Source organism: Marinobacter sp. KM021, assembly GCF_050707965.1.
Lineage (GTDB): Bacteria > Pseudomonadota > Gammaproteobacteria > Pseudomonadales > Oleiphilaceae > Marinobacter > Marinobacter shengliensis.
In genome coordinates this window covers 1,888,965-1,914,143 of sequence record NZ_CP136129.1, presented here as the reverse complement: position 1 = coordinate 1,914,143, position 25,179 = coordinate 1,888,965, and the positions used below count along the sequence as shown (strand labels likewise).

Genomic DNA, 25,179 nt, shown 5'->3' with positions numbered 1-25,179 from the left:
TCAACGAAGTGCAGTTTGGAGTAAGAAAAAGATGAAAACACGCCTACTGACAGGACTTTTAAGCCTGCTGATGCCAGCCATGGTTATGGCCGGTGAGTACGACCTGACGGTCGACCGGGTAAAAATTGATACTGGCGATTTCGTGAAAGAAGGCATTGGATACAATGGCGCATCTCCGGGACCGGTGATGCGCTTCAAAGAAGGCGAAAACGTAAAGATCAACGTGACCAATAACCTGGACGAGATGACGTCCATTCACTGGCACGGCCTGATCCTTCCTTTTGATCAGGACGGTGTGCCTGGTATCAGCTTTCCAGGCATCAAGCCGGGTGAAACCTTTACCTATGAATTTCCTATCCAGCAGGCAGGCACCTACTGGTTCCACAGCCACTCTGGTTTTCAGGAGCCGGACGGCGCCTATGGTGCCATTGTCATCGAGCCCGAGGGCCGTGAGCCATTCCGCTACGATCGTGAATACGTGGTGCAGCTGACTGACAAGCACCCCCATTCCGGTGACCGCATCATGCGCAACCTGAAAATGATGCCGGATTACTACAATCGCGAGCAGCAAACCGTTGGCGAGTTTTTCTCGGACGTGTCAAAAAATGGCCTGATGAACACCGTCAGTGACCGTATGGCCTGGGGTGGCATGCGGATGATGAAAGCGGACGTTGAGGATATCCATGGCTTTACGGGCCTGATCAACGGCAAAGGCCCGGACCAGAACTGGACGGGACTCTTTGAGCCGGGCGAACGCATTCGGCTGCGATTCATCAACTCTTCTGCGATGACCTACTTCGACATCCGGATTCCTGGTCTGGACATGACGGTTGTCCAGGCTGATGGCAACAACGTTCAGCCGGTCAATGTGGACGAATTCCGGATTGGTGTGGCGGAAACCTACGATGTGATCGTTCGCCCGAGAGACAAGCAGGCCTACACCATTTTTGCTGAATCCATGGGGCGGTCCGGCTATGCCAGGGCAACGTTGGCCCCCGAAGAGGGTATGGAAGCGGCCGTGCCGCAACTGCGCGAACCGGCGCGCCTGACCATGGCTGACATGAGCGGTATGGCCGGCATGGACCATGGCAGCATGTCTGGCATGGATCATGGGAACATGGATATGAACAGCTCGGAAGGTATGTCCGGAATGGATCACTCCAACATGGAAGATATGGATCATTCTGACATGTCCGGCATGGATCATGGTTCCATGGTGATGGGAAAAGAAGGCCCAAGCGATCCCTTTTATGCCAAGGGAAGTGGCCTTGTGCCCACAGCGGCCAATGGCGGCAAGTTCCTCTCTTACGCTGACTTGAAGGCTCAGGATCCGCTGTACGAAGACCGGGAACCGACCCGGGAAATAGAGCTTCGCCTGACCGGTAATATGGAGCGTTACATCTGGAGCATTAATGGCGTCAAGTATGAAGACGCCGATCCGATTCGTCTCAAATACGGTGAGCGGGTCCGTTTCAAGTTTGTGAATGAAACCATGATGACACACCCCATGCACCTGCACGGCATGTGGTCGATTCTGGACGTTGGCGCCGGCCAGTGGAACCCGATCAAACATACAATCAACGTGAACCCGGGCACCACGGTTTACATGGAAACCGAGGTCGACGCGCCCGGCCAGTGGGCGTTCCACTGTCACCTGTCCTATCACGCGGCCGCTGGTATGTTCCTCAAGGTAATTATTGAAGGTGGGCCAGATTCAACGCAGGCCAAAACAGACGTGATTGCTGAAGATGGAGGTGAGGCATGAGTTGTATTCGATCACTTGTCGCCGTCAGTTTTCTTGCCTCTATTGGTGTCTCAACGGCGGTGACAGCTCAGGAAATGATTTCCGACACCACGGCTCGTAAACAGCCGCTCACAACCTGGGGCGTTCAATTCGAGGAATTTGAGTACCGCTACAGCGACGATGACGAGGAGCTGGGCGTCTGGAATGCGGATGCCTTCTACGGCACCGACGAGCTGAAACTCCGGTGGATTTCAAAAGGTGAGTACAGCCTGGAGGAGCGGGCCTACGAATCACTGGAAAACCAGCTGGTCGGCCAGATCCCCATTTCCAAGTTCTTCGACGCCAAAGCGGGTGTTCGCTTCGACACCCCCGAGGGACCGGATCGCACTTATGCCGTGTTGGGTGTCGCTGGGCTTGCACCGCAATGGTTTGAGGTTGACGCCAACCTGTATGTGAGCAATGAAGGTGAGACGTCCGCTGAACTTGACGCAGAGTACGAGCTGCTGCTCACTAACTATTGGATCCTTTCCGCAACGCTGGATGCGACGGTAGCGTTCAGTGAAGACAGGGAAATTGGCATCGGCAAAGGATTGGTTTCCACCGAAACCGGCCTCCGGCTCCGCTACGACCTGATAGACCGTGCGTTCTCACCCTACGTGGGTGTGGTGCACGAGCGTAAGTATGGCGATAGCGCTGACCTGGCCGAGGCGAGCGGCGGCGGCACAGAAGACTGGTTTGTCGTGATCGGCGCTCGAATCGCCTTCTGACGTTGATGCTAACGGGCCATGGGGAAACCCATGGCCCGTTTTCGTCTAAGATTTGATTCAACACAAATCTACGGGAAGTCTGTGTCTGTTTTCAGTCGCAGTTCAGGTTGAAGTGTTTTGATCCAGAGAGAAGTTATCTGGAAGAGAGGTGTCGCCCCATGACCAAAGCACACAAAGCAACCAATCAGGAACAGTTTTTGTTGCGCCGGAAATTGGCCATCGAGGGGATGGGAGAAGGTCAGTGGGAGGATCTCATCCACGATCTTAACCACCACCCCTGCGTTGATTTCGCCGAGCGTAAACCGAATGGCACATTGCGGGTGACATATGACGGAACCCACTGGTCTGTCGATGAATTACTGGAACTGGTCAAGGCCTGCGGTGGCCGATTGAAAACCGGATGGTGGACCCGGCGCAAACTGGCCTGGTACCGGGTTACCGACGACAACGTCCGGGCAAATGCCAAGCATGAGCCGTTCTGCTGTTCCAAGATTCCACCCATGAAAAAATAACAGGAGGTTGAATGAACAGGGAGGAAGATCGAACCACTCGCTATCAGGAAGGCAGCCTCACTCTGCCCGGAACCGTCATGCTGGGTACCGGCGTCATGATTGGCGCCGGTATTTTTGCGTTGACCGGGCAGATGGCCCAGATGACCGGCGTACTTTTCCCGCTGGCCTTTCTCGCTGCGGCGGTGATTGTGAGCTTCAGCGCCTATTCCTACATCAAGATCTCCAACGCCTACCCGTCGGCCGGGGGCATTGGTATGTACTTGCATAAAGCTTACGGAAACCGGCTGCCAACGGCTTTCAACGCCCTGTTGATGTACTTTTCCATGGTGATCGCCCAGAGCTTCCTGGCCCGCACCTTTGGCTCTTACACCATGCAACTATTCGGCGGGGATGACAGTGGCCGCATGGTGCCCATTCTCGGCGTGGCGCTCATTCTTGCGGCCTTTCTGATCAACCTGCTGGGCAATCGGATGATTCAAGGGGTGGCTTCCTTTATCGGGATCCTGAAAATCGGCGGCATACTGATTTTCGGTCTGGTCGGGGTCTGGATTGCCGACTCAATCTCGGTTGATTTTTCGGAGCCCGGTGAAGCCGGAGCGCTGGGCAACTTCCTGGGCGCAACCGCACTGGGGATTCTGGCGTTCAAAGGCTTTACGACCATCACCAACAGTGGTTCGGAAGTAATAGACCCAAAGCGAAACGTCGGGCGCGCCATCGTGATTTCCATTGCCGCCTGCGTGGTGATCTACACGCTGGTGGGCTTCGCGGTCGCCAGCAACCTGTCACTGGCTGAAATTATCGAAACGCAGGATTACTCCCTCGCTGCTGCTGCGCGTCCCGCTCTCGGCGATTACGGTGTCTGGTTTACTGTCGCTATTGCCATGATGGCCACGGCGGGCGGTATTCTCGCCAGCGTCTTCGCGGTATCCCGCATGCTGGCGATGCTGACGGAGATGAAGCTCGTACCACATCGGCATTTTGGCATGCCCGGCAGCATCCAGAAACACACACTGGTGTATACCGTTGTCCTGGGGCTGATCCTCACCGCCTTCTTTGATCTGTCACGAATTGCCGCGCTGGGTATCGTGTTTTACCTGATTATGGACATTGCCATTCACTGGGGTGTACTGCGCTATCTTCGCAAAGACATCAAGGCCAACACCTGGGTGCCAGCAACAGCCATCTTGTTGGATCTTTTGGCGCTGGGCGGCTTCGTCTGGGTAAAGCTTAATACGGACCCGTTCGTCATCAGCGTGGCAGTCGTGACCATGATCGTGATTGCAGTATCCGAGCAGATTTTCCTTAAAAGATCACCGGAATCGGCGCAAGCGAAACAGGAAGAGAGTCATGCGCATCATCATTAATCTGAATCAGGAAGAGAGGCTATTGCCATGATGGGAGATAACATGTTCGGGAACACCATGTGGGCAGGCCACTGGCTGTGGATGCTGGTGATTGCCATTGTGGTCGTCATTCCGGCCTGGCGTATTTGCCAGCGCACGGGGTATCCGGGGTGGATGGGTGTACTGATACTGATCCCTATCGTCAATCTGGTTCTGCTGTATTTCATTGCATTTGCAGACTGGCCCGCCGATAAAACAGGAGATCAGAATGGCTGAGCACCATCACGCCCATGACCACGATCACCACGCCGATAAAGAACCTGGCGGGCACACCGCCAAGGATCCGGTTTGCGGCATGGCAGTCGATCCGCATACCGCGGAACACCGCAGCCAGCATGGCGGTAAAACCTGGTACTTCTGCTCGTCGCGTTGCCAGTCCAAATTCGACGAGGACCCTGAGCAGTACCTCGATTGGGAAAAGAAACAGCAAGAGCCGGTAGCGCCGGGCACTATGTATACCTGTCCCATGCACCCCGAGATTCGGCAGCAAGGGCCAGGGGACTGCCCAATCTGCGGCATGGCCCTAGAGCCCGAGCAGGTAAGCCTGGACGACGGGCCCTCGGAAGAACTCAAAGACATGACCCGCCGATTCTGGATCGGCCTGGTGCTGGCCCTGCCTGTACTGGTACTGGAGATGGGTGGGCACCTCACCGGACTCGATCACATTATAGCCCCGCAGATGTCCAACTGGATTCAACTGGTGCTGGCAACGCCTGTGGTGCTCTGGTGCGGTTGGCCCTTCTTCGTCCGGGGTTGGAAATCCGTGGTTAGCCGTAACTTGAACATGTTTACGCTCATTGCCATTGGTACCGGCGTCGCGCTGATCTACAGCCTGGTGGCGACCCTGGCGCCGCAGATCTTCCCAGGCGCCTTCCGGCAGGAAGACGGGTCGGTCGCCGTCTACTTCGAGGCGGCTGCTGTCATCGTGGTGCTGGTGCTGCTGGGGCAGGTGCTGGAATTGCGTGCCAGAGAGAAAACCTCTGGTGCCATCAAGGCCCTGCTGGATCTGGCACCGGCGACGGCCAGAAAACTGGACGACGATGGCAGCGAATCCGATGTGTCGCTTGATCAGGTCAAGGTCGGTGACCGCTTGCGGGTACGTCCGGGAGACAAGGTGCCGTTGGACGGCGAGGTGCTTGAAGGCAGCTCCAACGTGGATGAATCCATGGTGACCGGTGAGCCTTTGGCAGTCAGCAAAAAATCCGGCGACCAGGTGATCGGTGGTAGCATCAACCAGCAGGGCAGTTTCATCATGCGGGCGGACAAGGTCGGCCGGGACACCATGCTGTCTCAGATCGTGCAGATGGTGGCCAGCGCCCAACGTAGCCGTGCACCGATTCAGGGGCTGGCCGACAAGGTCGCGGGCTATTTCGTGCCAGCGGTGATAGTGATCGCCATTATCGCCTTTATAGCCTGGTCATTGTTCGGGCCCACGCCGCCTATGGCGTTCGGGCTGATTGCAGCGGTCAGTGTTCTGATCATTGCCTGCCCTTGCGCACTTGGCTTGGCGACGCCCATGTCCATCATGGTGGGTGTCGGACGCGGTGCTCAAAGTGGCGTTCTGATTCGCGATGCGGAAGCCTTGGAGCGTATGGAGAAGGTGGACACCGTGGTGGTGGATAAAACCGGCACGCTGACAGAGGGCAAGCCGCAAGTCACCCGGCTTGTCGCGGCCAACGGGTTCGATGACAGTAGTCTCATGCGTTATGCAGGCGGCCTGGAGAAAGGCAGTGAGCACCCACTGGCTCACGCCATACTCGATAAAGCCAAGGGCATGGACCTGAAGCTTCCGGATGCGGAAGACTTTGACTCTCCGAATGGTAAAGGGGTTACCGGTCGAATAGACGGCAAGCGGGTGCTACTTGGTAACCGCCTTCTCATGGAGTCGGAAAATGTCGACACCACGCGATTTGACGGCGACGCCGACCAGCTCCGAAAAGATGGTGCTACCGTGATTTTTGCTGCTGTCGACGGAAACGTCGCAGGGTTGCTGGCGATTGCCGATCCGGTCAAGGAAACCACCGAAGCCGCTATTTCCGCGCTGCAAAAAGACGGCATCCGGGTGGTCATGCTGACCGGCGATAACCGCACTTCAGCTGAAGCAGTTGCCCGAAAACTGCATATCGACGAAGTGGAAGCGGAAGTCCTGCCGGAAGATAAGGGCAAGATCGTCCAGCGCCTGAAAGACGAAGGCTGTGTTGTCGTGATGGCGGGTGACGGCGTAAACGATGCGCCTGCACTGGCAACGGCGGATGTCGGTGTGGCCATGGGCACCGGGACCGATGTCGCCATCGAAAGCGCCGGCATTACGCTGCTACGCGGCGACCTGATGGGCATTGTCGAGGCGCGCCGTTTGTCTCTGGCGACCATGCGCAATATCCGTCAGAACCTGTTTTTCGCCTTCGTTTACAACTCCGCCGGTGTTCCGATAGCGGCAGGGGTTTTGTACCCGTTTTTCGGGATACTGCTGTCGCCCATTTTTGCAGCGGCCGCCATGTCGCTGTCCTCGGTCAGCGTGATCGTGAATGCGCTGCGTTTGAGGGTGGTGAAACTCGGGTCAAAGCAATGAACTTCTGAATCATTGGAGGTAGCTATGTCATACACGATCGATCAAGTTATCAAAGATGTCGATTTCGAGGACGTGGACAGAAGAGCGCGTCAGGCCCTCACTGATCACGGGTTCGGTGTGCTGACAGAAATTGATGTCAAAGCCACCATGAAGAAAAAGCTTGACAAGGATATGTTGGCCTATCGGATTCTCGGGGCCTGCAATCCTGGCATGGCCTGGGAAGCCATCGGTGTGGAGCCTCGCGTGGGTGCCATGCTGCCTTGCAACGTTATTCTTCGTGAGGTTTCGGAGGGCATTGAGGTAAGTGCAGTGGATCCATTGGCTTCCATGAGCGCCATCGATAATGACGAGCTCAAGCAGGTTGCCGGGAAGGTCAGGGATATGCTCTCTGAGGTTGTGGAATCGATCTGAAGCCGGTAGAGGCGTCGATTTGCTGCAGTGCCTGCGGTTTGCAATGGATTAGCGAATTAGCCAGGCGAGCGCATAGCCCAACTGAACACTGGAAATGCAAATAGGACTCCTCATTTGACGACGGGATACCTATTTGATGTCAGTCATATTATGGAGAAGAAAAAAGGAAAAAAGATATGGATATAAAGACTTTTGGACAACTGATCGACTGGACGCGCGATCTGCACTCACATCTGGCGAGCTGTCTGTCCCATTGCGCAACAAAGCACGAGGAAGAACGGGCCCGTGCGCTTTTGGATTATCTGGCAGCTCATGAATCGGACATAGAGCGGATCGTGAACGAGTTTGAGCACCAAGGGGATAAGAAGGCACTGGAAACTCGGGTGTACGACTACCTGTCCCATAATCCGATCAAAACTCATCGAACCTGCGACGAGCCTTACGCGAAGCTTGATTTTGATGGTATCTGCCGGGAAGTGTTCGACTTTCATGATCAGATTATTGATCTCTACAAAACGCTGATTGGAAAAGCCGAAATTCCAGAAGCAAAAGAGCTGTTCGAATCTCTTTTGGCGATGGAGGAAAATGAGTCGATGAGACTGGCTCGTCAGGTTGGCCGAATGCAGGATCTATGAGATCCGAGCACTTTTGCTGACGGCTTAATCCCTTTGAATGTTTCCAATTGAGGCTCACCTTCACACCTCAAAGACGGGCGCAAAGCCACCTCCCGGCGTTCGAAAGTTGGTGGCCTGGCCCTGGTACACACGGGCAGCGGCAAGCAGATGTTGCCCGGCATAGGTGTACAAACGGATATCGACCTTTCTGGTGGTGACCGTGCCATCCACTCTCAGGGTGCGTTCTCCGGCGGGAACGAAGTTCTGCGCGATGTAATCACCCTTCAGGATCTCTTCGAAAACGCGGCGGGTTAGTTTTTCGCCCCGATAGACGCCCTTGCTGCCATGGCCCGCTACCGGTTTGAAAAACAGTTTACGCCGGTTGCTCCACAACTCCGCCTCATCACTTGCTGAAACCAGCCGGGTCTTCGGTACAGCTCTATCCAGAAATCCTGCCTCGGTTTCACTCAGGCCCCAGTCGCGCAGGGTTTGGGCATCAGATAGCAGGATCAGGTTCCGTTTGTCGGCCATCAGCGCATGGGCGCGTGGATTGGGCGTGACGACCGCCGCGCCGTCGAGGTAGGCGCGCCTCAGCGCCCCAAGAGCCGGGGCCTCCAAGGCAAAATCCACCAGGCGGTTGTACACCATGCCGATAGGCTTGCCGTGGGCGCTCAGAGCGCCATCAACATACTCAAGCTCCGATGGATCGAGGATCAAGGTCTCAATGCCTCTGGCCTGGAATAACTGCTGGGCCAGTTGGAATTCTGGGAACATAAACTGGGATTCAGGGGCATCGTCCACAATGGCCAGGCAACCGGGCGTCGAGTCGCCACCTTGCCGTTGCCACTCCTGCTGGAACATGGCAAACACCGCGTCCTCGAACCCATCCAATGCACGGTTGGTGCCAGCGGTCTGCTGGGACGGGTCACAGCATCGGTGTTGAGCCCGGGCCAATACCGTGTTCAGAAATGCGCCGCCGGCATTGGTGTTGATTTCGATCAGCTGAGGCCCGTTCTCGCCCAGGTGAAAGTCGTAGCCCATGAACGCCCCGATGGGGCCTGGATCAAAACCGGCGATGTCCGGCGCCCAGGACAGAGCTTTTTCCTTATAGGGCGGAAGCTCGGCTGCGGATTCGATCGCCTGAACAATCCGCTCCATCGTCGCGATGTCAGCCTGGGGAACAAAAACCGGCGTGTTTGAAAAGAGATGATGGATCTCGGGAGTGGCCGGTGCCCCGTTCCCAGTGTCTGAAAACTGCTTCTGGAGGCTGTCAGTGAGCGCTTTTCGGTCAAGGGTGATGCAGTAACACTGCCGGTTGAGCTGGTCGGCGTGGGTTTTGGTTGTTCGCTGGTTTTCCTGGGGCACGTCTTGCATTGGTCGTCCATGGTCATTGTGAATCGTTCCACCTTGATTCTGGTCAAACGAATGCATGTTTCGCAACTGTTTTCAGGCCTGTTTCAGCTTGGTGTGATGGACTGCCAAGTAATGACCATGCCTGTTCGGGATCTTGCTTACCGGGCGAGGAGATCTTACTGAAACCCTCTGACCAAAAAGGGCACGCTATGAACCATTCGTTGCGCAAGCAGTGTATTGCTGGTATCACGGCCAGTGTCGCTATGAGTTTTTCGCTGATGGTGGCCGCAGACACGAACCGGGCATTTGTTCCCATGGGCACAGCGGATGCCGTCGGCGTTATTGATCTGGAAAACCGCAAGGTGACGTCGTCCATTGGCGGCACCCTGAATACCCACGGTTCGGCACTGACCCCGGATGGCCGGCATCTGGTGGTGGGTAGTTTGTCGGCGCATGATCGTCAGGAGCCGGTTAGTCGCCCCGAAGGCGTTTCAGAAGATGAACACGCCGCTCATCATGGGGGCGGGCAGTCTACTGAATTGGAAGCAGGGAGTACCGGGCTGCTCTATTTGGTGAACACGGCCACAAAGACGATTGACCGCAAACTGGAAGTGCCGGGGCCGGTGCACCATGTGCTGGTGACTTCCAACGGTCGCTATGCCGTTTCCACGCATCCTGCCAGTGGCAGTATCAGCGTTGTGGATCTGGATTCCGGTCAGTTGGTCAAAACTGTGGCGACGGGGCCGGCCCCCAACTATCTGGTGCAAACCGACGACGGCCAATCCCTTCTGGTCAGCAATACCGGTAATGGCACGGTCAGCGAAGTGGATACCGAGCACTGGTTCGTCGAGCGCAATTTGCGAGTTGGCGGCAACCCAGAGCATATGGTGCTTGCCCCCGGCAACCAGCGGCTCTACGTGAATGATGCTGCATCCGGCCAGGTTCTTGTCCTTGAGCTTGCCAAAGGCGCGGTGGCGAACCGGTACGAGGTTGGGGAGGCGCCCCATGGCGTTGGCTTGAGCGCAGATGGCCAGACCCTCTATGCCACCAGCCAGGGCGGCAACCAAGTGGTCCGGATTGAGCTAGCCAGCGGCGCCCGCCACACCAGGCCGCTGGCTCCTGCGCCCTATCATCTTGCGGTCTCTCCCTACGATGGCCAGCTACTGGTGACCAGTCGGGCAGAGAACAAGCTTTGGGTGCTCGACCCGGAATCCCTCGATGTGGTTGATGAGATCGCGCTGAGCGGCATAGGCCATCAGATATCCCTTGAGGCCCACTAGTACCCTGTTCTGACACTGGCTTTTTCGCAAAGGAACCGCTCATGGATCGACGCTTTAAAATTACCTTGGCAATGTTTGCCGTTATCGCACTGGTTTTACTCTGGGGAGAACACAAGGTTCATCTGCTTGGCGCCTTGCCCTGGCTGATACTGCTTGCTTGTCCGCTGATCCATATTTTTATGCACGGAGGGCACGGAGGGCACGGAGGGCATGGAGGACATGGAGGACATGGAGGACATAACCACCAGGCAGAGCAACCGGGAAAGAGTGGAGAGCAGCGTGATGACTGATGGTGCATCGGATTATGGCCTTTGGAGCCTAGTGGTGCTGAATTCGGCGATTTTCATATTCTTCGCCTTCAGTTTTTTCAAACCGCAGACCCGCCGGGACTGGCGTTCGTTTGGTGCTTTCAGCGCGTTTCTGGTGGCACTGTTCACCGAGATGTACGGGTTCCCGCTGACGCTCTACTTCCTCTCCGGCTGGCTGCAGAGCCAGTATCCCGACGTGAACTGGTTGGCTCACGACAGTGGCCACTTGCTGGAAATGCTGTTTGGTTGGAAGGGTTCCCCACACTTTGGGCCGTTTCATCTCTTGAGCACAGTGTTTATTGGCCTCGGGTTTTATCTGATTGCGGCTGGCTGGCGTACCCTGTATGCCGCGCAAAAGGCAGGGCAGTTGGCCACAACCGGCCTGTATGCCCACGTTCGCCACCCCCAGTATTCCGGCTTCGTGCTCATCATGTTCGGTTTTCTGCTGCAGTGGCCAACGCTGCTGACGCTGGCCATGTTCCCGGTGCTGGTGTGGATGTACTCGCGCCTGTCTATTCACGAGGAGCGTGAAACAGAAAAAGCGTTCGGCTCCGATTGGCGGGCCTATGCAGCCAGAACTCCCCGTTTTATTCCGCAATTGAGGAATTTGAGGCGCAAGCAAATCGAGGAACAAGAATGATGCATGGGGCAACTATCTCAGTAGGCGTTCTTGCAGTCGCACTAATCAGCGGCTGCGGTAAACAGACGGTGGATGACCGCTGGTACACACAGGCTGAGGTCGAGCGCGGCGCAGTGGTGTTCGACAACAACTGCGCAAGCTGTCATGGATCCAACGCTCAAGGCGCCTTCAATTGGAGAAAGCGGCTAGCGGATGGTTCCTTTCCGCCGCCGCCACTCAACGGAACAGGCCACGCCTGGCACCATCCATTCGACATGCTGATGGGCACAATCGCTCAAGGTGGCGCTCCCATGGGCGGACAAATGCCTGCCTTCGGAGGTATACTTTCTAAAGACGATCAAAAAGCCGCTATCGCCTTCTTCCAGAGCAAATGGGATAAGCGGATATATGATGCATGGTTTGAAAGGAGCGGGATGTAAGCTTTAGCTTTTGGGAAAATTTAGTCTATTCGACCCTTTTAAATATAAAATAAAAAGCCACGTTTTTAACGTGGCTTTTTCGCTGCTAATATTTTCAGTGTTTGAGAGCGTGGATTCCAAACTTCTTATACTTTATGAATCATGATGGCTCTTTAACTTCGCTGCACTCATTTCCATATGCATTTTTTTATGCTGATTTTCCATATCTGACTTGCTCATATTCATTTTCATCTGCTTATGATGATTGGTCATTGCGCCAGTATCCATAGTGCTCTCAGTTGTTTTTTGCGGATAGCTTCGCGCCTCGTTGAACCGGTCGGCCAATCCTGAATTGGCAGTGGCCATGGTAGAAAATAAAGTGGCAGCTGCGGCAGCGATAATGATTTTTTTCATGATGTTCTCCTTAATTGCCTTAAACCGTTCAAGAAATTCAGTTCAGTTTCAGTTTTCTGTGATTTACTTGAGCGCGATCAGGACGTCGACTGCTCGAAGCCCGAGCCAGCCGGCGCTTGCGTCTCCACGAGTTGACTTTACCGCAGGGATTACCCTGCGGTATTTTTTTGCCTTTGTTTCAGAGCTTTGTGATAAGCCCGGCCTTCTTCCGTCATCATTTGCACGCGAGCCTCAAAGCCCCCTTCGGACATCGCATTACGTGTCATGTCTCTGTGTAAGCGCTGCATCTCTTCATTCTTAAGTATTTCTTCAATGGATGATTTGTCCATCATTTGGCTGTGCATGGCCTTCATGTCCTTATTGTCTGACATGTTGCCGGCGAGTATGGACGTTGAAACAGTAACTGCTGCTGCAAATATAAGTAAATTTTTCATTTTTACACCTCCTAGTTGGTTGATGAGTTAATTAAAACATCGGTTTCTGAATTGATCCTGAAAGAAACAAAACAATTTAAAATAAAGTAACTTTTTTCAGGAATAACAGTATCTTGATGTAAATCAAATTGTGCATTTTCGTTCTGCAATTCAGTTTGGTTTCAGATAATTGCTATAAGATTGCGAGTCAGAAACATTTCAATGGAGATATAACGTTGTCCATTCTTCCTCACCTTATAAAGCCGGCCTTTCTCGGTGCTCTGGTTTTGACCAGTTTGCCCGCTTGGACGGCACCCAGACTTGAGTTAACCGGCGCGATTGATGCGGCCATCGAGAACGATCCCTGGCTGCGTCAGAGTGTGCAGATGCAAGATGCTCTGTTGGAAGAAGCTGTTGCCGATGGGGCACTCCCGGACCCCCGGATGACGCTTGGTGCCGCGAATTTGCCCACGGATACTTTCGATACCGGACAGGAGGCAATGACTCAGGCCACCATTGGATTTACCCAGCGAATTCCGCGAGGTGATAGCCGTCAGCTGGCCAGTGAAAAAAAGCAGGAAATGGCAGGCGTTCAGCCTTTTCGGCGCGAGAACCGCCGGGCGCAGGTCATGGAATCGGTAGCGCATCTCTGGCTTGAGGTCTGGCGAACCCAGCAAAGCATCGAACTGATTGAAGATAATCGTGCTCTGTTTCAACAGTTAGAGGATGTCGCAGAGGCTGGGTATACCTCAGCAAGCATGGGTTCCAGGCAGCAGGATGTTATCCGTGCCTCGCTGGAACTGACGCGACTTGAGGACCGGCTGACGGTGCTGCATTCGCAACAGGCATCGAACCGCGCGGAGCTGGCAGAGTGGATAGGCCCGGACCAGGCCAAGCTGGCTGTCAGTAAAGATGTACCCAACGAGTTGCTGAGAGTGTTTCCTCTGGGCTGGGCTGAAACATCCGCAGAGGCACTGATCCGTCATCCGTCAATCCGCGCGACTGATCAGCTGATTGATGCCCAGAGTGTTGACGTTGACCTGGCTCGCCAGGCCTACAAGCCGGAATGGTCAGTATCTGCACAATATGGATACAGGGAGCGGGCACCAAACGGTCAGGACAGGGCCGACCTGTTTTCTGTAGGCATTGGCTTTGATCTCCCGATCTTTACAGGCAACCGGCAGGATCGAAAACTGAATGCATCAGTGGCGCGACTGGAGGCGGCAAAAACAGAACGTATTTTGCAGATCCGGGGACTTCAGGCCAAAGCCCGTGCGGCCGTGGCCCGGATCGAACGACTGGATGACCGCATAGAGCTCTATGAACAGACCCTGCTGCCGCAAATGGAGGCGCAGGCAAGCGCAGCATTGACTGCTTACAACAACGATGACGGCGACTTCGCCGAAGCGGTACGAGCGCGAATTGCAGAGCTTAATACCCAGGTTGAATTGATACAGATGATGGCCGAGCGGGCCAAAAATCTGGCGAGTTTCCGTTATCTGACGTCCGACACTTCCGACATACCTTCCTTTTCACTGAATCGTTACCAGGACTGACCATCATGGCTAATTTTGCTCGCCCTTTGGGCTTTGTATTGCTCGGCGGCCTCGCCGGTGCAGGGGCCACGTACTGGCTTGACACTGACGCGACTTCGACGCCTGCAGCTGAAATGGCCGCTTCTGGCCCAAAGGAGCCGCTGTATTGGGTAGCCCCGATGGACCCCAATTTCAAAAGTGACAAACCCGGAAAATCCCCGATGGGGATGGATCTGATCCCCGTATACGAGGAGGGTGGGTCAGCTGAGGATCCAGCCGGCACGGTCCGAATTTCACCAACGGTCGTCAACAACCTTGGGGTTCGAACGGAGCCGGTGATTCAGGGGCGCCTGCCTAACAACATTACTACCGTAGGCTACGTGCAGTACAACGAAGACGAGATGGCCCACGTGCACCCTCGTGTTGAAGGCTGGATCGACGCGCTTTATGTCAAAGCCGAGGGCGAGCCTGTTGAGCAAGGCAAGCCTTTGTACACGCTGTACTCGCCCACCCTTGTGAATGCGCAGGAAGAACTGCTTCTCGCGATGAACCGTGGCAATCAGAGACTGGTTGATGCTGCTACCGAGCGATTGTTGGCGCTGAACGTACCGGCTAGTCTGATCAGCCAACTGCGCCAGAAGCGCGAAGTCCAGAGAACCATGACGGTTTACGCTCCGGGTTCCGGGGTGATCGAGAATCTGAATGTTCGTGAGGGTATGTTCATCAAGCCCGGAAACCGGGTTTTATCGATTGCCGCACTGGATGAGGTCTGGGTGATCGGCGAAGTGTTTGAAAGCCAGCTTTCCGCCGTAGAGGCTGGTAATCGGGTACAGATGACGCTGGATTACATGCCCGGTCGCGAGTGGCGCGGAAACGTGGATTACGTCTACCCCGAAGTGAACCCGAAAACCCGGACGGCGCAAGTGCGGATGCGCTTTGATAACGATGATGGTGTTCTGATGCCAGGCATGTTCGCTCGCCTGGATGTTCAGGGCGAACGGGGACAGCGGCAGTTTCTGGTGCCACGGGAGTCGGTCATCCGCACCGGACAGAGCGATCGACTGGTTCTGTCGATGGAAGAGGGCGCCTTCAAGTCGGTTAACGTGAACGTTGGGCGCGTCGGCGACAAGTATGCGGAAATACTCAATGGCCTCTCGCCAGGCGACACGGTGGTCACATCCGCCCAGTTCCTGATCGATTCGGAATCCAGCAAAACCTCGGACTTCCAACGGATGTCATCGCCTCAGGATATGGATGAGCAGGGGATGGATCATGAAGGCATGGATCACAGCACCATGAGCCATGGCGGAGGCGAGTCATGATTGCCGCTATTATTCACTGGTCTATTCGTAACCGCTTCCTGGTGTTGCTGGCGACGTTGCTTATCACAGGGCTCGGCCTTTATTCGCTGAAACAAACGCCGGTGGATGCTCTGCCGGATCTGTCCGATGTGCAGGTCATTATCAAAACCAGTTTCCCGGGCCAGGCGCCGCAGGTGGTGGAAGACCAAGTGACCTACCCGATGACGACAGCCATGCTCTCGGTACCGGGCGCGAAAACGGTCAGGGGATACTCGTTCTTCGGTGACTCCTATGTTTACGTGATCTTCGATGAAGACACCGACATGTACTGGGCCCGCTCCCGGGTACTGGAATACCTGTCCCAGGTTGCGCCCAGCCTTCCAGACTCTGCAAGGCCTCAGCTCGGGCCAGACGCTACCGGAGTTGGCTGGGTTTACCTGTATGCGCTGGTAGACCGCACTGGGAACCAGGACCTAAGCCAGTTGCGCAGCCTGCAGGACTGGTTCCTGAAGTACGAACTGCAAACGGTGCCGGGTGTCTCTGAGGTGGCTGCGCTAGGCGGTATGGTGAAGCAGTACCAGGTCAAGGTCAGCCCGGAAAAACTCAGGGCGCTGGGAATTCCTCTGGCTCACATCCAGAACGCCATCAAGAGAGGCAACCAGGAAGTGGGCGCCTCCGTCATCGAGATGGCCGAGGCGGAATACATGGTGCGCACGTCTGGCTATATAAAATCCCGTGAGGATCTTCTGTCGATTCCATTAGGACTCGATGACAACGGTACCCCCATATTGCTGAAAGATGTGGCCACCGTTGAAGTTGGCCCGCAGATGCGGCGTGGGGTTGCCGAACTGAATGGGGAAGGTGAAACCGTCGGCGGTGTTGTGGTGATGCGCTTTGGTGAGAACGCTCAGGCAACCATTAATGGCGTGAAGGCGAAACTGGAAGACCTGAAATCCAGTTTGCCTGAAGGCGTCGAGGTGGTGACGGTTTACGATCGCTCTGGTCTGATTGAGCGGGCGGTCAATAATCTCGGCTTCAAGCTGCTTGAAGAGTTTCTGGTGGTGGGCCTGGTGTGCATCGTCTTCCTGTTCCACGTGCGCTCGTCGCTGGTGGCGATTCTCAGCCTTCCCGTGGGTATTCTGGCGGCCTTTATCGTCATGCACTGGCAAGGCATCAATGCCAACATCATGTCACTCGGGGGGATTGCCATCGCTATCGGCGCCATGATTGATGGTGCTATTGTAATGATCGAGAACATGCACAAACACATGGAGCGAACCCCGTTAACGTCTGAGAACCGATGGGAAGTCGTTGCACGGTCAGCCTCTGAGGTCGGGCCCGCGCTGTTTTTCTCGCTCCTGATCATTACCGTCAGTTTTGTGCCGGTGTTTGCCCTGGAGGCGCAGGAAGGGCGGATGTTTTCTCCCCTGGCGTTCACCAAAACCTACGCCATGGCGGCGAGTGCGGCCCTGGCGGTGACGCTGGTGCCGGTGCTGATGGGCTATTTCATTCGCGGCAAGGTGCTGCCGGAGCACAAGAACCCCGTGAACCGCCTGCTGGTTGGCGTTTATATGCCGGTGCTGAAGCTGGTGTTACGCTTCCCGAAAACGACGGTTATTGTTGCGTTGCTGGCATTGGCTGTGGGCCTTTGGCCAGCCACCAAAATCGGCAGTGAATTCATCCCGCCACTGGATGAAGGCGACCTGATGTACATGCCCACCACCTACCCGGGCATCTCCATTGGTAAGGCTCGGGAACTGTTGCAGCAAACGGACAAGCTGATTGCCACCGTACCCGAAGTCGAAACCGTGTTCGGCAAAGTGGGGCGGGCGGATACCGCTACCGATCCGGCTCCATTGACGATGATCGAGACCTTCATCCAGCTCAAGCCGAGGGATCAATGGCGGGAAGGCATGACCACCGAAAAGCTGAAGCAGGAGCTCAATACTCTGATTCGGTTCCCGGGGGTAACCAATGCCTGGGTTATGCCGATCATCACGCGCATCGATATGCTGGCAACGGGTATTAAAACGCCGGTGGGCATCAAGATTGCCGGTCCGGACCTTACCGTCATCCAGAACATCGGTAAACGCCTTGAGGAAGTCATGGTCGACATCCCCGGTACAGCCTCCGTTTACTCTGAGCGAGTCGCTGGGGGCCGCTACATCAAGGTGGATATTGATCGTGAGCGTGCCGCTCGTTATGGGCTGAATATCGCTGATGTTCAGCAGGTAGTGGCCTCCGCTATTGGTGGAATCAACGTTTCCAGAACCATCGAGGGACTTGAGCGGTATCCCATTAATCTTCGTTATCCGGAAGACTACCGGGATTCGCCCGAGAAGCTGGAGCAACTGCCCATCGTGACCGCATCCGGCCAGCGCATTGCCCTGGCAGATGTGGCGGAGATCGGCGTGGAGGATGGCCCGCCGGCCATTAAGAGTGAGAATGCCCGCCTGAACGGCTGGACCTTTGTGGATATTGAGGGTGTCGACGTAGGCACCTATGTTGAACAGGCCATGGTTACCGTGAGTGAAGAGCTGGATCTACCTCCCGGTTATTCAATCAACTGGTCTGGTCAGTATGAGTACATGCTCCGTGCGAAGGAAAAACTGACCTATGTGGTGCCGTTAACGCTGGCCATCATCGTCATCCTGCTGTTTCTTAACTTCCGCCGTTTTGCCGAAGTGGGGATTATTATGGGCACGCTACCGTTTGCGATGATCGGTGCTATCTGGCTGATGTATCTGCTTGGTTATAATTTTTCGGTAGCCGTCGGTGTCGGTTTCATTGCGCTGGCGGGCGTTGCGGTAGAGATTGGGGTGATCATGCTGGTGTATTTGAATCAGGCTTATAACGCAATGCTGGAAACGTGTGATGACAAAGGGCTGACGCCAAGGCGAGAAACCCTCCGCCATGCCGTACTACAAGGTGCCGGTATGCGGGTTCGGCCAATCATGATGACGGCGGCCGCCATTATCGGGGGGCTTGTGCCCATTATGATTGGCACCGGTACAGGGTCGGAGGTGATGGGCCGGATTGCGGCACCTATGGTGGGCGGTATGATTTCCGCTGTCATTCTGGCGCTGCTGGTGATTCCTGTGCTCTTTTATCTCTGGAAACAGCGAACTCTTGGTGAGTAACGCCGATAGCAAGGTGCCAGGATTCAGCCTGGCACCTTGCTATCACGTCTTTACCGGTTATCACGATCATTCGCAGGGTGCCTACCCGTCTACTGCGCATATTCCAAAATCTATTTGCCTGAACGTTCGCTTTGCGACCAGGCTGTGCTCCTAAACATAAGCGAACATTCGGGGCAGGGCTTTCCCCAGCGCCTCCAAGCTAATCACAGCCATTTCACCCAGTATGATTGGCAGAGCAAATTCCAGACTCGAAATGATTACATGGCAGAGATGGCCATGCTCGGCTAAGCTATTGTTTTATCAATTTATGTGCAGAGCGATTTATGGTTCAAAGTCAGTAATAATGACGCAGTCAAATTTCTGCAATGATAAAGCGCGCTGCCCAACTGCTTTTAGGATAAAAGGAAAGCGACATGTGGGACTGGATTCAGTCGAATTCGGTTGATCTATTTGGTCATTTGCTAACGCTGATTGGCATCATTGTAGGTGCGATTGTTTTGGTATGGCAGATCGGTCGACAACACAGGAGTTCGCTTGAGCTACAGAAGAGAAATGCGCAAGAAGCGTTGAAGGTCGAAATCTACAAAACGCTTACTTTGCGATTAAGGGATGTTACTCGTACCAATGTCACCGCCATGATGTACGCAGTTAATGTTCCATCGAGAATTGAGGTTTTCCAAAATTCGATCAAAAAGAACATACCACTCCCATTCCCAAGGGAGAGAGCGATTGAGTTTTCACATCTGCACAGTGCCGCTAATGATGCATTAATTGCGTTGATTCAAGAATTTGAAGCTTGGTCGATAGTGTTTCCGGAAATTGAGCTGTTCCAAACGGCCTTGAACTCCGCTAATCATGATGCCCGAAACGCTTCGAATGAGCTTTTTAATCGCTTCATCATCATCCTTCCAACTGATCCCCCACATGATGCACCATCGAAAACTCCTAGACCGATTCCCGCATCACCTGTCAGTGCTGACCAGCTTTCAGAATTAGAGAGACTTGTAGAAGAATATCGGCGAGCCATGGACGAGATCGGATGCTATGTGATCGATTTACAGATTGAAGCCCAGAACAAGCTACTTTCGGGGCTATTTGAGCACCGGGTTCCGCGAAGAAAACCACTGGATTCCAGGTTTAAAGTGCTATCAACGGAGCCTGTTGAAATGGAGCGTTTGATGTCCTACTTCTTGAACGAAACTAGTTGGGGAAAAGAATACAAGAAGTATGAGGCTATGCATTCAAAGTCTGCATTTTCGGAATGATATCCTAACAAATCACGGAAGACGGACGCGTGAAACGCGCCGCTTCGTTTTGGCATTATGTTTGAAGAAGAATTGGGCATTTAACTATGAACTCCTATCTTGTCACACAGCGGCCAACTATTTACGCCGATATGAACGTTTTTCGGTATGTCGCTTGTGGAGAGATATCTATGGTCGATCCAGAACGTTTCATTTGGGTTTACTCGTACGCTCACCTCGATGAGATATATCGGAACGGCAATACCGATGCCCTGCACGGCATGAAAGTACTGAAAGCTGTTGAAGTGTGTGATGTCCTGAACGAGGATTTCCAGTCTGTGGGGAATATTAGATTAAGAGACTACGTTGACCCCCATGAAAGGTACGAGAGGCATCTGGAAGCCATATCAGGGTTTGAAGGCTCCAATGATCACTCTATCGAATACCTCATTCGCTCGTTTGGAGCTGATAATTTTGATGAGTTGCAACAAACTCCAGATCAGCTGCGGAAAGAGATTGATCGCCTAACCAGTGCGGTTGACGACGAACGTAAGCATGATCTGATTAGCCAAGCACATACCGTTTCTGAGGAAATGGCTGGTGTAGTTGAGCAACACTTAAAAGATCGTGTCCCTATTGACCAAACACGGGCAGCTTTAGGCGTTTCGAGTGAAGAGAGAAAAAGAATTGAAAAAACGTTCTCTCCTATCGATGAGGTGTGGAACCTCATAGGACCTGCAATTCCAAGTGTGAATAAAGATCAGTTCTTTGGGTTTGAGCCGATTCCCGGCATTGAGGGCGTGCAGCATACACAACACGGTGCGATCTGTGGTGCCCATATTGTATTGAATATGATAGGTATCAGCCCTGACAAAGGCTTGGCGAAGCGTGAGAAAATCAAAAATATAATGTCTGATGGTCAGCATACTGGCATGGCTTCATACTGCAATGCGCTACTTTCAGCTGACAGAGGCATTATCAACAAGGCTCGCTGTATATATACGTATCTGGGCAATATTACCACGCCACTTCACTTCAATTTCGAAAAAGGTTTCGAGCTAAATCTTGGAATCCAAACTGATAGAGCATAACCAGTGACTGGTGTCGAACCTACGCTATCGCTCCGGTACGCGACAACGCCAAGGCGTTATGCAATTTAGTAAAAAGGACCTAAATGTCAACTTATCCCGACGCAATTGGATACTTACGCAATCTTGGGCATTCAGAGGGTATCCCGTGGCTGGAGATGATCTGTGATGCGGCTGCTTCTGGAATAACAACTCTCAGTCCTTTCGACTTGGATACCCTTGTTCAGCTTTTTACAAAACGGGCAAGCTATCTCCGCCAACCTGCGCCTCCGACCGTTGCAGCCCCTGCTGGGGCCGCAGCGATAACCACTGATCGGCTTGAGATTATTGGGCCTTTTCACGGCTTCAAACGCCTAGGTGATTCGCTCGCGGCTTCGTTTCCAAAGCGGGTGAGTATTGTTTTCGGAGCAAATGGAAGCGGGAAATCTAGTCTATGTGATGCATTACAGATACTAGCTTCGAATGATGCACCGAAACGACCACTTCATGACGTTCGTGCGACAACGGCGCCGAGTCCTTCGTTCGATTTCAAGTTCACGTCAGATTCAACTATTCAGAATTGGAGTTCACCCGGCAGTTACGGCTCCCGCGCGGGCGCTTTGAAGTACTTCGATTCGGGAGTCGCTGTTCACAACATCAAGAACTCTGTCCAACCTGGTAGGATTATTGAGCTCGCCCCCTTTAAATTAGATGTCTTTGGAACCGCTAAGAAACACTGTGAGGAACTGCGTGCAGAGCTACAAAGAATGCAAAATGAAAATGCAGCGCTACTCGCAGGGACAGAAAACCAGGTCCGCACAAAGTTTGCGACATTTGCAGGAACAGCACTTGCTACCTTGAGTAGTCAGAATACTGCGACGCTAAAAGCGCAGATAGAATCTGGTGAAGCCTATACGAAAGATGGCGAACTTGAAGAGAAGCTCAAAAAGAAGGCGGAGTTAGAAAAAGCGACATCAGAAGAAGGGCTTAAGCTGCTCAAGGGTGAGCTCTCTGCACTGAAAGCCCTGGATGGGGAGATTCATCCAATTCTCATCGCATCCGAGATGCTTATCGAAATTGATCCGGTTGTTCAGGCTAGAACTCTGAAGGAAAAAGAGGAAGAACTGGAAGTTCTGGCGAGAGCTCTAATTCCCACAGGTGCAAGTTTAGAAAAACTGATGGCACTTATCCGGCCTGCCAATGAGGTGTGCAATCTCCACTCACCGGAGCCAGAAGTGTGTCCACTGTGCAAACAAGCGTTGGAAGCAAACGAGCTTGAGCTATTCAAGCAATACGCCGATCTTCTTACCGGAGAACTGGATGCTGCCATCACTCAACTCCGAAAGGTAATCGAAACCGCAGATAAGAACCTCAAAGTGGTTGCTGATTCTGTGCCTGATAATTGGGCCAAGGACTCCGTCTTACCGCCGGAGAGAATCGAGCCCATCAAGTCTATCGGTAAGGTAATAAAAGAACGCTTCAAGAAGGGAGACTTAATCGACCAGGCGGGCGAGGCTGCCGCAGCCTCGCTCCGAGCCTTCGTCGATGAAGTTTCGAGAAGCGTCGAGGAGAAAGAAGGACTAATCGAGAACGCCCGGAAAGACCGCGACGAACTTCTTCGGCAGTTGAGTGAAGTTTCCACAGACTGCCAGGCTCTTCTTTACAGAAAGGAAATCGCGGAGAATATTAATCTCATTAAGGAGGCATATCGTCGTTCACAAAATGCTGATTATTGGGATTCAAATCTGCCGACATTCGCGACGGTACTACGGAAAATCACTTCCACAGCCAAAAAGGCCCACAAAGAGCTTGTTGTGGAAGATTTCAAGGCTCGCTTGAACGATGAGTATCTTGCGCTAGCTGAAAGAGAGATGAGTGCCTTTGGTGTCGAGCTGAAAGATGTCGGTGGTGACGGAGCTGTCACAGTAGATCACCATGTCGCTGGTCAAAAAATCGAAGCTGTACTGAGCGAAGGCGAGCAACGAATTCACGCACTTGCCCTGTTCTTTGCGGAGCTAGAAACCTGTGAGCAGCAAGTAATTGTCTTTGACGATCCAATCTCTAGCTTTGATTATAATTACATTGGTAACTATTCCAATCGTCTGCGCGATTTGATTCAAAAGTATCCGGCTCGGCAGGTCGTTGTTCTCACCCATAATTGGGAATTTTTTGTTCAGATACAAACAACTATGAATAGAGCTGGATTAAATGGCCATACGGCTGTCTATGTCCTAGAAAGTTGCGTTGCGCTGGATGAATACAGCGAAAGCATTGACGATTTGAAGTCCGGTATCGATACCATTCTCGCCATTTCCGGAGAGCCTACTAAAGACCAGAAGGAGTCCATGGCTGGAAAAATGTGAAGTGGACCCCAAAATTTGGACAGGTACCTAAGCTCTGATTCAATATCTCCACAAGGAGGAGAATCATGAGCAAGAAACGCAAGCAATACAGCGCATCATTCAAGTCCAAAGTCGCTCTGGCCGCCCTCAAGGGGACCAGACCACATCCGAAATCGCTGCCCGTTTCCAGATCCACCCCACCATGGTCAGCACCTGGAAGCGTGAGCTGCTGAAGAACGCTCCCGACCTCTTCGAAGGCAAGAAGAAGGCCGGTAAGCAATCCGGTGAACCCAGCACTGACGAGCTTTACCGCGAGATCGGCCGACTGACGGTGGAACGCGATTTTTTGTCGCGCAAGCTCGATCAGTAAGCCGTCAACAGCGGTTGGCGATGGTCGAGCGGGGTCACCCCCAAGTCAGCCTTGTGCGCCAGTGCGAGCTGCTCAAACTGAGCCGCTCGTCGGTGTACTACGTCCCTCGTGAACAGTGTCAGGAGGATCTAGATCTGATGTACCTGATTGACCAGCAGCACCTGGAAACGCCGTACTATGGCTCTCGTAAAATGCGTGTCCACCTGGAACGCAAAGGCCACCGGATAAACCGCAAGCGGGTGCAGCGCCTGATGCGCACCATGGGCATCCAGGCGGTGTATCCACGCCCCAGAACCAGCACTCCGGGCGATGGGCACAAGATTTATCCGTACCTGCTCAAAGGGCTGGAAATCGATCGCCCCAACCAGGTTTGGGCAACGGATATTTCTTACGTGCCGCTGGCCCGGGGCTTCATGTACCTGGTCGCTATTATCGACTGGTACAGCCGTAAAGTGCTGTCCTGGCGGGTCTCCAACACCATGGACACAGACTTCTGCATCGATGCTCTGGAGGAGGCCTTACAGCGCCATGGACCGCCGGAGATCTTCAACACCGATCAGGGTGCCCAGTTCACCAGTGACGCCTTCACAGGCGCTCTCAAAGATCATGGCATCCGGATCAGCATGGACGGCAAGGGCTGCTACCATGACAACATCTTCGTGGAACGGCTCTGGCGCAGCGTCAAACACGAGTGCGTCTACCTCACTGCCTTCGAGGATGGCCGGCACTTAAAACAGGCGCTCCACCGGTACTTCCGGCATTATAATCAGACCCGGTACCACCAAACCCTTGATTACCAAACGCCCGATGAGGTGTACTACGGGCAACCCATATCTCTGGCAGCCTGAGCCAGGGAAACAACCGGATCATAGCTTAGGGACACCATCAGGTTGTCCAACTGATTGGGTCCACCTCAATGCGCCGGCTTATCGAAGCGGTTGTGAATACGCACGTATTTAACAAACAGAGGCATCAATTCAAGCAGAAGAGCCAACAGGTGTCAGCGTTCAGTGAGTTTACGAAGGTCGTTCCTCTCCTTCCGAGTGAGGCTCAGTCCCTGAGAGATCTTTTCGAGAAACTGAGCATCACCGAACACGACGATCCGAGAAACGCCTACGTAAACACGGATAAGGCAATGTTCGTGACCCGATACAACGCGATAAAAAATATTGAAACTGCAATTGTTGGAAGGAAGTAGGATGTTCCGTGAAGCTATTCGGTAGGCATATCTTTGACACGCGTAAGCATGCATAACACTCAAATGCTACGGACGCGTAAACGCGCCGAAAATTTTGGGCGGTATCTCTAAGTTGCATGTTCGCTTTGCGACCAAGACTGCTCCTGGACGTCAGCT

21 protein-coding genes and 1 pseudogene are annotated in these 25,179 nt (G+C 53.7%); 19 read left to right on the top strand and 3 right to left on the bottom strand.

Annotated features, from left to right (window positions below):
• Window positions 1-31 precede the first annotated feature (31 nt).
• The 8 genes from RVM24_RS09010 to RVM24_RS08975 all read left to right on the top strand — a co-directional run bounded on the left by RVM24_RS09010 (window position 32) and on the right by RVM24_RS08975 (window position 8,041).
• On the top strand, window positions 32-1,765 hold the full coding sequence (locus tag RVM24_RS09010; protein WP_058092400.1) for a copper resistance system multicopper oxidase: 1,734 nt from the start codon (window positions 32-34) through the stop codon (window positions 1,763-1,765).
• The gene (locus RVM24_RS09005; protein WP_058092399.1) at window positions 1,762-2,511 is read left to right on the top strand and encodes a copper resistance protein B; all 750 of its coding nucleotides are present in this window, start codon (window positions 1,762-1,764) and stop codon (window positions 2,509-2,511) included. The genes RVM24_RS09010 and RVM24_RS09005 overlap by 4 nt, the downstream gene beginning before the upstream one ends.
• Window positions 2,512-2,669: 158 nt before the next feature.
• Window positions 2,670-3,023, top strand: coding sequence for a hypothetical protein (locus RVM24_RS09000; RefSeq protein ID WP_058092398.1), 354 nt, complete (start codon window positions 2,670-2,672; stop codon window positions 3,021-3,023).
• A gap of 11 nt (window positions 3,024-3,034) precedes the next feature.
• Window positions 3,035-4,387, top strand: coding sequence for an APC family permease (locus tag RVM24_RS08995; protein ID WP_076657265.1), 1,353 nt, complete (start codon window positions 3,035-3,037; stop codon window positions 4,385-4,387).
• Between the two features lie 27 nt (window positions 4,388-4,414).
• Window positions 4,415-4,642, top strand: a complete 228-nt coding sequence (locus RVM24_RS08990; RefSeq protein WP_022990675.1) for a hypothetical protein — start codon at window positions 4,415-4,417, stop codon at window positions 4,640-4,642.
• Window positions 4,635-6,995 carry a heavy metal translocating P-type ATPase gene (locus RVM24_RS08985; protein WP_068351591.1) on the top strand — a complete coding sequence of 787 codons (2,361 nt, stop codon included), beginning with the start codon at window positions 4,635-4,637 and terminating at the stop codon, window positions 6,993-6,995. The genes RVM24_RS08990 and RVM24_RS08985 overlap by 8 nt, the downstream gene beginning before the upstream one ends.
• 24 nt (window positions 6,996-7,019) lie before the next feature.
• Window positions 7,020-7,406, top strand: a complete 387-nt coding sequence (locus tag RVM24_RS08980) for a DUF302 domain-containing protein (protein WP_058092337.1) — start codon at window positions 7,020-7,022, stop codon at window positions 7,404-7,406.
• Window positions 7,407-7,582: 176 nt separating this feature from the next.
• On the top strand, window positions 7,583-8,041 hold the full coding sequence (locus RVM24_RS08975) for a hypothetical protein (RefSeq protein ID WP_058092336.1): 459 nt from the start codon (window positions 7,583-7,585) through the stop codon (window positions 8,039-8,041).
• Window positions 8,042-8,101: 60 nt separating this feature from the next.
• Here RVM24_RS08975 and RVM24_RS08970 read toward each other — a convergent pair whose 3' ends face one another.
• A complete protein-coding gene (locus tag RVM24_RS08970) occupies window positions 8,102-9,394 on the bottom strand; it encodes a hypothetical protein (protein ID WP_058092335.1) in 1,293 nt (430 codons plus the stop codon).
• A gap of 188 nt (window positions 9,395-9,582) precedes the next feature.
• On the opposite strand from RVM24_RS08970, the gene RVM24_RS08965 reads away from it, so the two are divergent.
• From RVM24_RS08965 to RVM24_RS08950, 4 genes are read left to right on the top strand one after another with little or no spacing between them, the layout of a single operon-like run.
• On the top strand, window positions 9,583-10,653 hold the full coding sequence (locus RVM24_RS08965; protein ID WP_058092334.1) for a YncE family protein: 1,071 nt from the start codon (window positions 9,583-9,585) through the stop codon (window positions 10,651-10,653).
• 41 nt (window positions 10,654-10,694) lie between these two features.
• Window positions 10,695-10,943 (top strand): DUF2933 domain-containing protein, encoded by a 249-nt coding sequence (locus RVM24_RS08960; protein WP_076657267.1) that lies wholly within the window; start codon window positions 10,695-10,697, stop codon window positions 10,941-10,943.
• Window positions 10,936-11,601: an isoprenylcysteine carboxylmethyltransferase family protein gene (locus tag RVM24_RS08955; protein ID WP_058092341.1), complete on the top strand. Its 666-nt coding sequence runs from the start codon at window positions 10,936-10,938 to the stop codon at window positions 11,599-11,601. Before RVM24_RS08960 ends, RVM24_RS08955 begins: the two co-directional genes overlap by 8 nt.
• Window positions 11,598-12,020 carry a c-type cytochrome gene (locus RVM24_RS08950; RefSeq protein WP_227513209.1) on the top strand — a complete coding sequence of 141 codons (423 nt, stop codon included), beginning with the start codon at window positions 11,598-11,600 and terminating at the stop codon, window positions 12,018-12,020. The genes RVM24_RS08955 and RVM24_RS08950 overlap by 4 nt, the downstream gene beginning before the upstream one ends.
• A 132-nt stretch (window positions 12,021-12,152) precedes the next feature.
• Here RVM24_RS08950 and RVM24_RS08945 read toward each other — a convergent pair whose 3' ends face one another.
• The gene (locus RVM24_RS08945; RefSeq protein WP_058092333.1) at window positions 12,153-12,413 is read right to left on the bottom strand and encodes a hypothetical protein; all 261 of its coding nucleotides are present in this window, start codon (window positions 12,411-12,413) and stop codon (window positions 12,153-12,155) included.
• Window positions 12,414-12,562: 149 nt separating this feature from the next.
• Window positions 12,563-12,847 carry a hypothetical protein gene (locus RVM24_RS08940; protein ID WP_058092332.1) on the bottom strand — a complete coding sequence of 95 codons (285 nt, stop codon included), beginning with the start codon at window positions 12,845-12,847 and terminating at the stop codon, window positions 12,563-12,565.
• A gap of 266 nt (window positions 12,848-13,113) precedes the next feature.
• On the opposite strand from RVM24_RS08940, the gene RVM24_RS08935 reads away from it, so the two are divergent.
• From RVM24_RS08935 to RVM24_RS08905, 7 genes and pseudogenes are all read left to right on the top strand, one after another.
• Complete coding sequence (locus tag RVM24_RS08935) at window positions 13,114-14,382, top strand: TolC family protein (protein WP_227513210.1); 1,269 nt, start codon at window positions 13,114-13,116, stop codon at window positions 14,380-14,382.
• Window positions 14,383-14,387: 5 nt separating this feature from the next.
• A complete protein-coding gene (locus tag RVM24_RS08930) occupies window positions 14,388-15,683 on the top strand; it encodes an efflux RND transporter periplasmic adaptor subunit (protein WP_058092330.1) in 1,296 nt (431 codons plus the stop codon).
• Entirely contained in the window at window positions 15,680-18,802 is a 3,123-nt protein-coding gene (locus tag RVM24_RS08925; protein ID WP_058092329.1) for an efflux RND transporter permease subunit, read from the top strand. The genes RVM24_RS08930 and RVM24_RS08925 overlap by 4 nt, the downstream gene beginning before the upstream one ends.
• Window positions 18,803-19,215: 413 nt before the next feature.
• Window positions 19,216-20,067 (top strand): hypothetical protein, encoded by an 852-nt coding sequence (locus RVM24_RS08920; protein ID WP_058092328.1) that lies wholly within the window; start codon window positions 19,216-19,218, stop codon window positions 20,065-20,067.
• 170 nt (window positions 20,068-20,237) lie between these two features.
• Window positions 20,238-21,137: a hypothetical protein gene (locus RVM24_RS08915; RefSeq protein WP_227510129.1), complete on the top strand. Its 900-nt coding sequence runs from the start codon at window positions 20,238-20,240 to the stop codon at window positions 21,135-21,137.
• A gap of 83 nt (window positions 21,138-21,220) precedes the next feature.
• Window positions 21,221-23,476 carry an AAA family ATPase gene (locus tag RVM24_RS08910; RefSeq protein WP_431475267.1) on the top strand — a complete coding sequence of 752 codons (2,256 nt, stop codon included), beginning with the start codon at window positions 21,221-21,223 and terminating at the stop codon, window positions 23,474-23,476.
• A gap of 65 nt (window positions 23,477-23,541) precedes the next feature.
• A pseudogene (locus RVM24_RS08905) lies at window positions 23,542-24,673 on the top strand (IS3 family transposase).
• Window positions 24,674-25,179 lie beyond the last annotated feature (506 nt).

What these genes read in the sequence shown, in the direction of transcription:
- RVM24_RS08980 (WP_058092337.1), top strand. Translation starts at nt 7,020, where the DNA reads ATGTCATACACGATCGATCAAGTTATCAAAGATGTCGATTTCGAGGAC.
- RVM24_RS08925 (WP_058092329.1), top strand. Translation starts at nt 15,680, where the DNA reads ATGATTGCCGCTATTATTCACTGGTCTATTCGTAACCGCTTCCTGGTG.
- RVM24_RS08995 (WP_076657265.1), top strand. Translation starts at nt 3,035, where the DNA reads ATGAACAGGGAGGAAGATCGAACCACTCGCTATCAGGAAGGCAGCCTC.
- RVM24_RS08950 (WP_227513209.1), top strand. Translation starts at nt 11,598, where the DNA reads ATGATGCATGGGGCAACTATCTCAGTAGGCGTTCTTGCAGTCGCACTA.
- RVM24_RS08975 (WP_058092336.1), top strand. Translation starts at nt 7,583, where the DNA reads ATGGATATAAAGACTTTTGGACAACTGATCGACTGGACGCGCGATCTG.
- RVM24_RS08920 (WP_058092328.1), top strand. Translation starts at nt 19,216, where the DNA reads ATGTGGGACTGGATTCAGTCGAATTCGGTTGATCTATTTGGTCATTTG.
- RVM24_RS08985 (WP_068351591.1), top strand. Translation starts at nt 4,635, where the DNA reads ATGGCTGAGCACCATCACGCCCATGACCACGATCACCACGCCGATAAA.
- RVM24_RS08965 (WP_058092334.1), top strand. Translation starts at nt 9,583, where the DNA reads ATGAACCATTCGTTGCGCAAGCAGTGTATTGCTGGTATCACGGCCAGT.
- RVM24_RS08955 (WP_058092341.1), top strand. Translation starts at nt 10,936, where the DNA reads ATGACTGATGGTGCATCGGATTATGGCCTTTGGAGCCTAGTGGTGCTG.
- RVM24_RS08910 (WP_431475267.1), top strand. Translation starts at nt 21,221, where the DNA reads ATGTCAACTTATCCCGACGCAATTGGATACTTACGCAATCTTGGGCAT.
- RVM24_RS08970 (WP_058092335.1), bottom strand. Translation starts at nt 9,394, where the DNA reads ATGCAAGACGTGCCCCAGGAAAACCAGCGAACAACCAAAACCCACGCC.
- RVM24_RS08990 (WP_022990675.1), top strand. Translation starts at nt 4,415, where the DNA reads ATGATGGGAGATAACATGTTCGGGAACACCATGTGGGCAGGCCACTGG.
- RVM24_RS09000 (WP_058092398.1), top strand. Translation starts at nt 2,670, where the DNA reads ATGACCAAAGCACACAAAGCAACCAATCAGGAACAGTTTTTGTTGCGC.
- RVM24_RS08915 (WP_227510129.1), top strand. Translation starts at nt 20,238, where the DNA reads ATGGTCGATCCAGAACGTTTCATTTGGGTTTACTCGTACGCTCACCTC.
- RVM24_RS08945 (WP_058092333.1), bottom strand. Translation starts at nt 12,413, where the DNA reads ATGAAAAAAATCATTATCGCTGCCGCAGCTGCCACTTTATTTTCTACC.
- RVM24_RS09005 (WP_058092399.1), top strand. Translation starts at nt 1,762, where the DNA reads ATGAGTTGTATTCGATCACTTGTCGCCGTCAGTTTTCTTGCCTCTATT.
- RVM24_RS08940 (WP_058092332.1), bottom strand. Translation starts at nt 12,847, where the DNA reads ATGAAAAATTTACTTATATTTGCAGCAGCAGTTACTGTTTCAACGTCC.
- RVM24_RS08960 (WP_076657267.1), top strand. Translation starts at nt 10,695, where the DNA reads ATGGATCGACGCTTTAAAATTACCTTGGCAATGTTTGCCGTTATCGCA.
- RVM24_RS09010 (WP_058092400.1), top strand. Translation starts at nt 32, where the DNA reads ATGAAAACACGCCTACTGACAGGACTTTTAAGCCTGCTGATGCCAGCC.
- RVM24_RS08930 (WP_058092330.1), top strand. Translation starts at nt 14,388, where the DNA reads ATGGCTAATTTTGCTCGCCCTTTGGGCTTTGTATTGCTCGGCGGCCTC.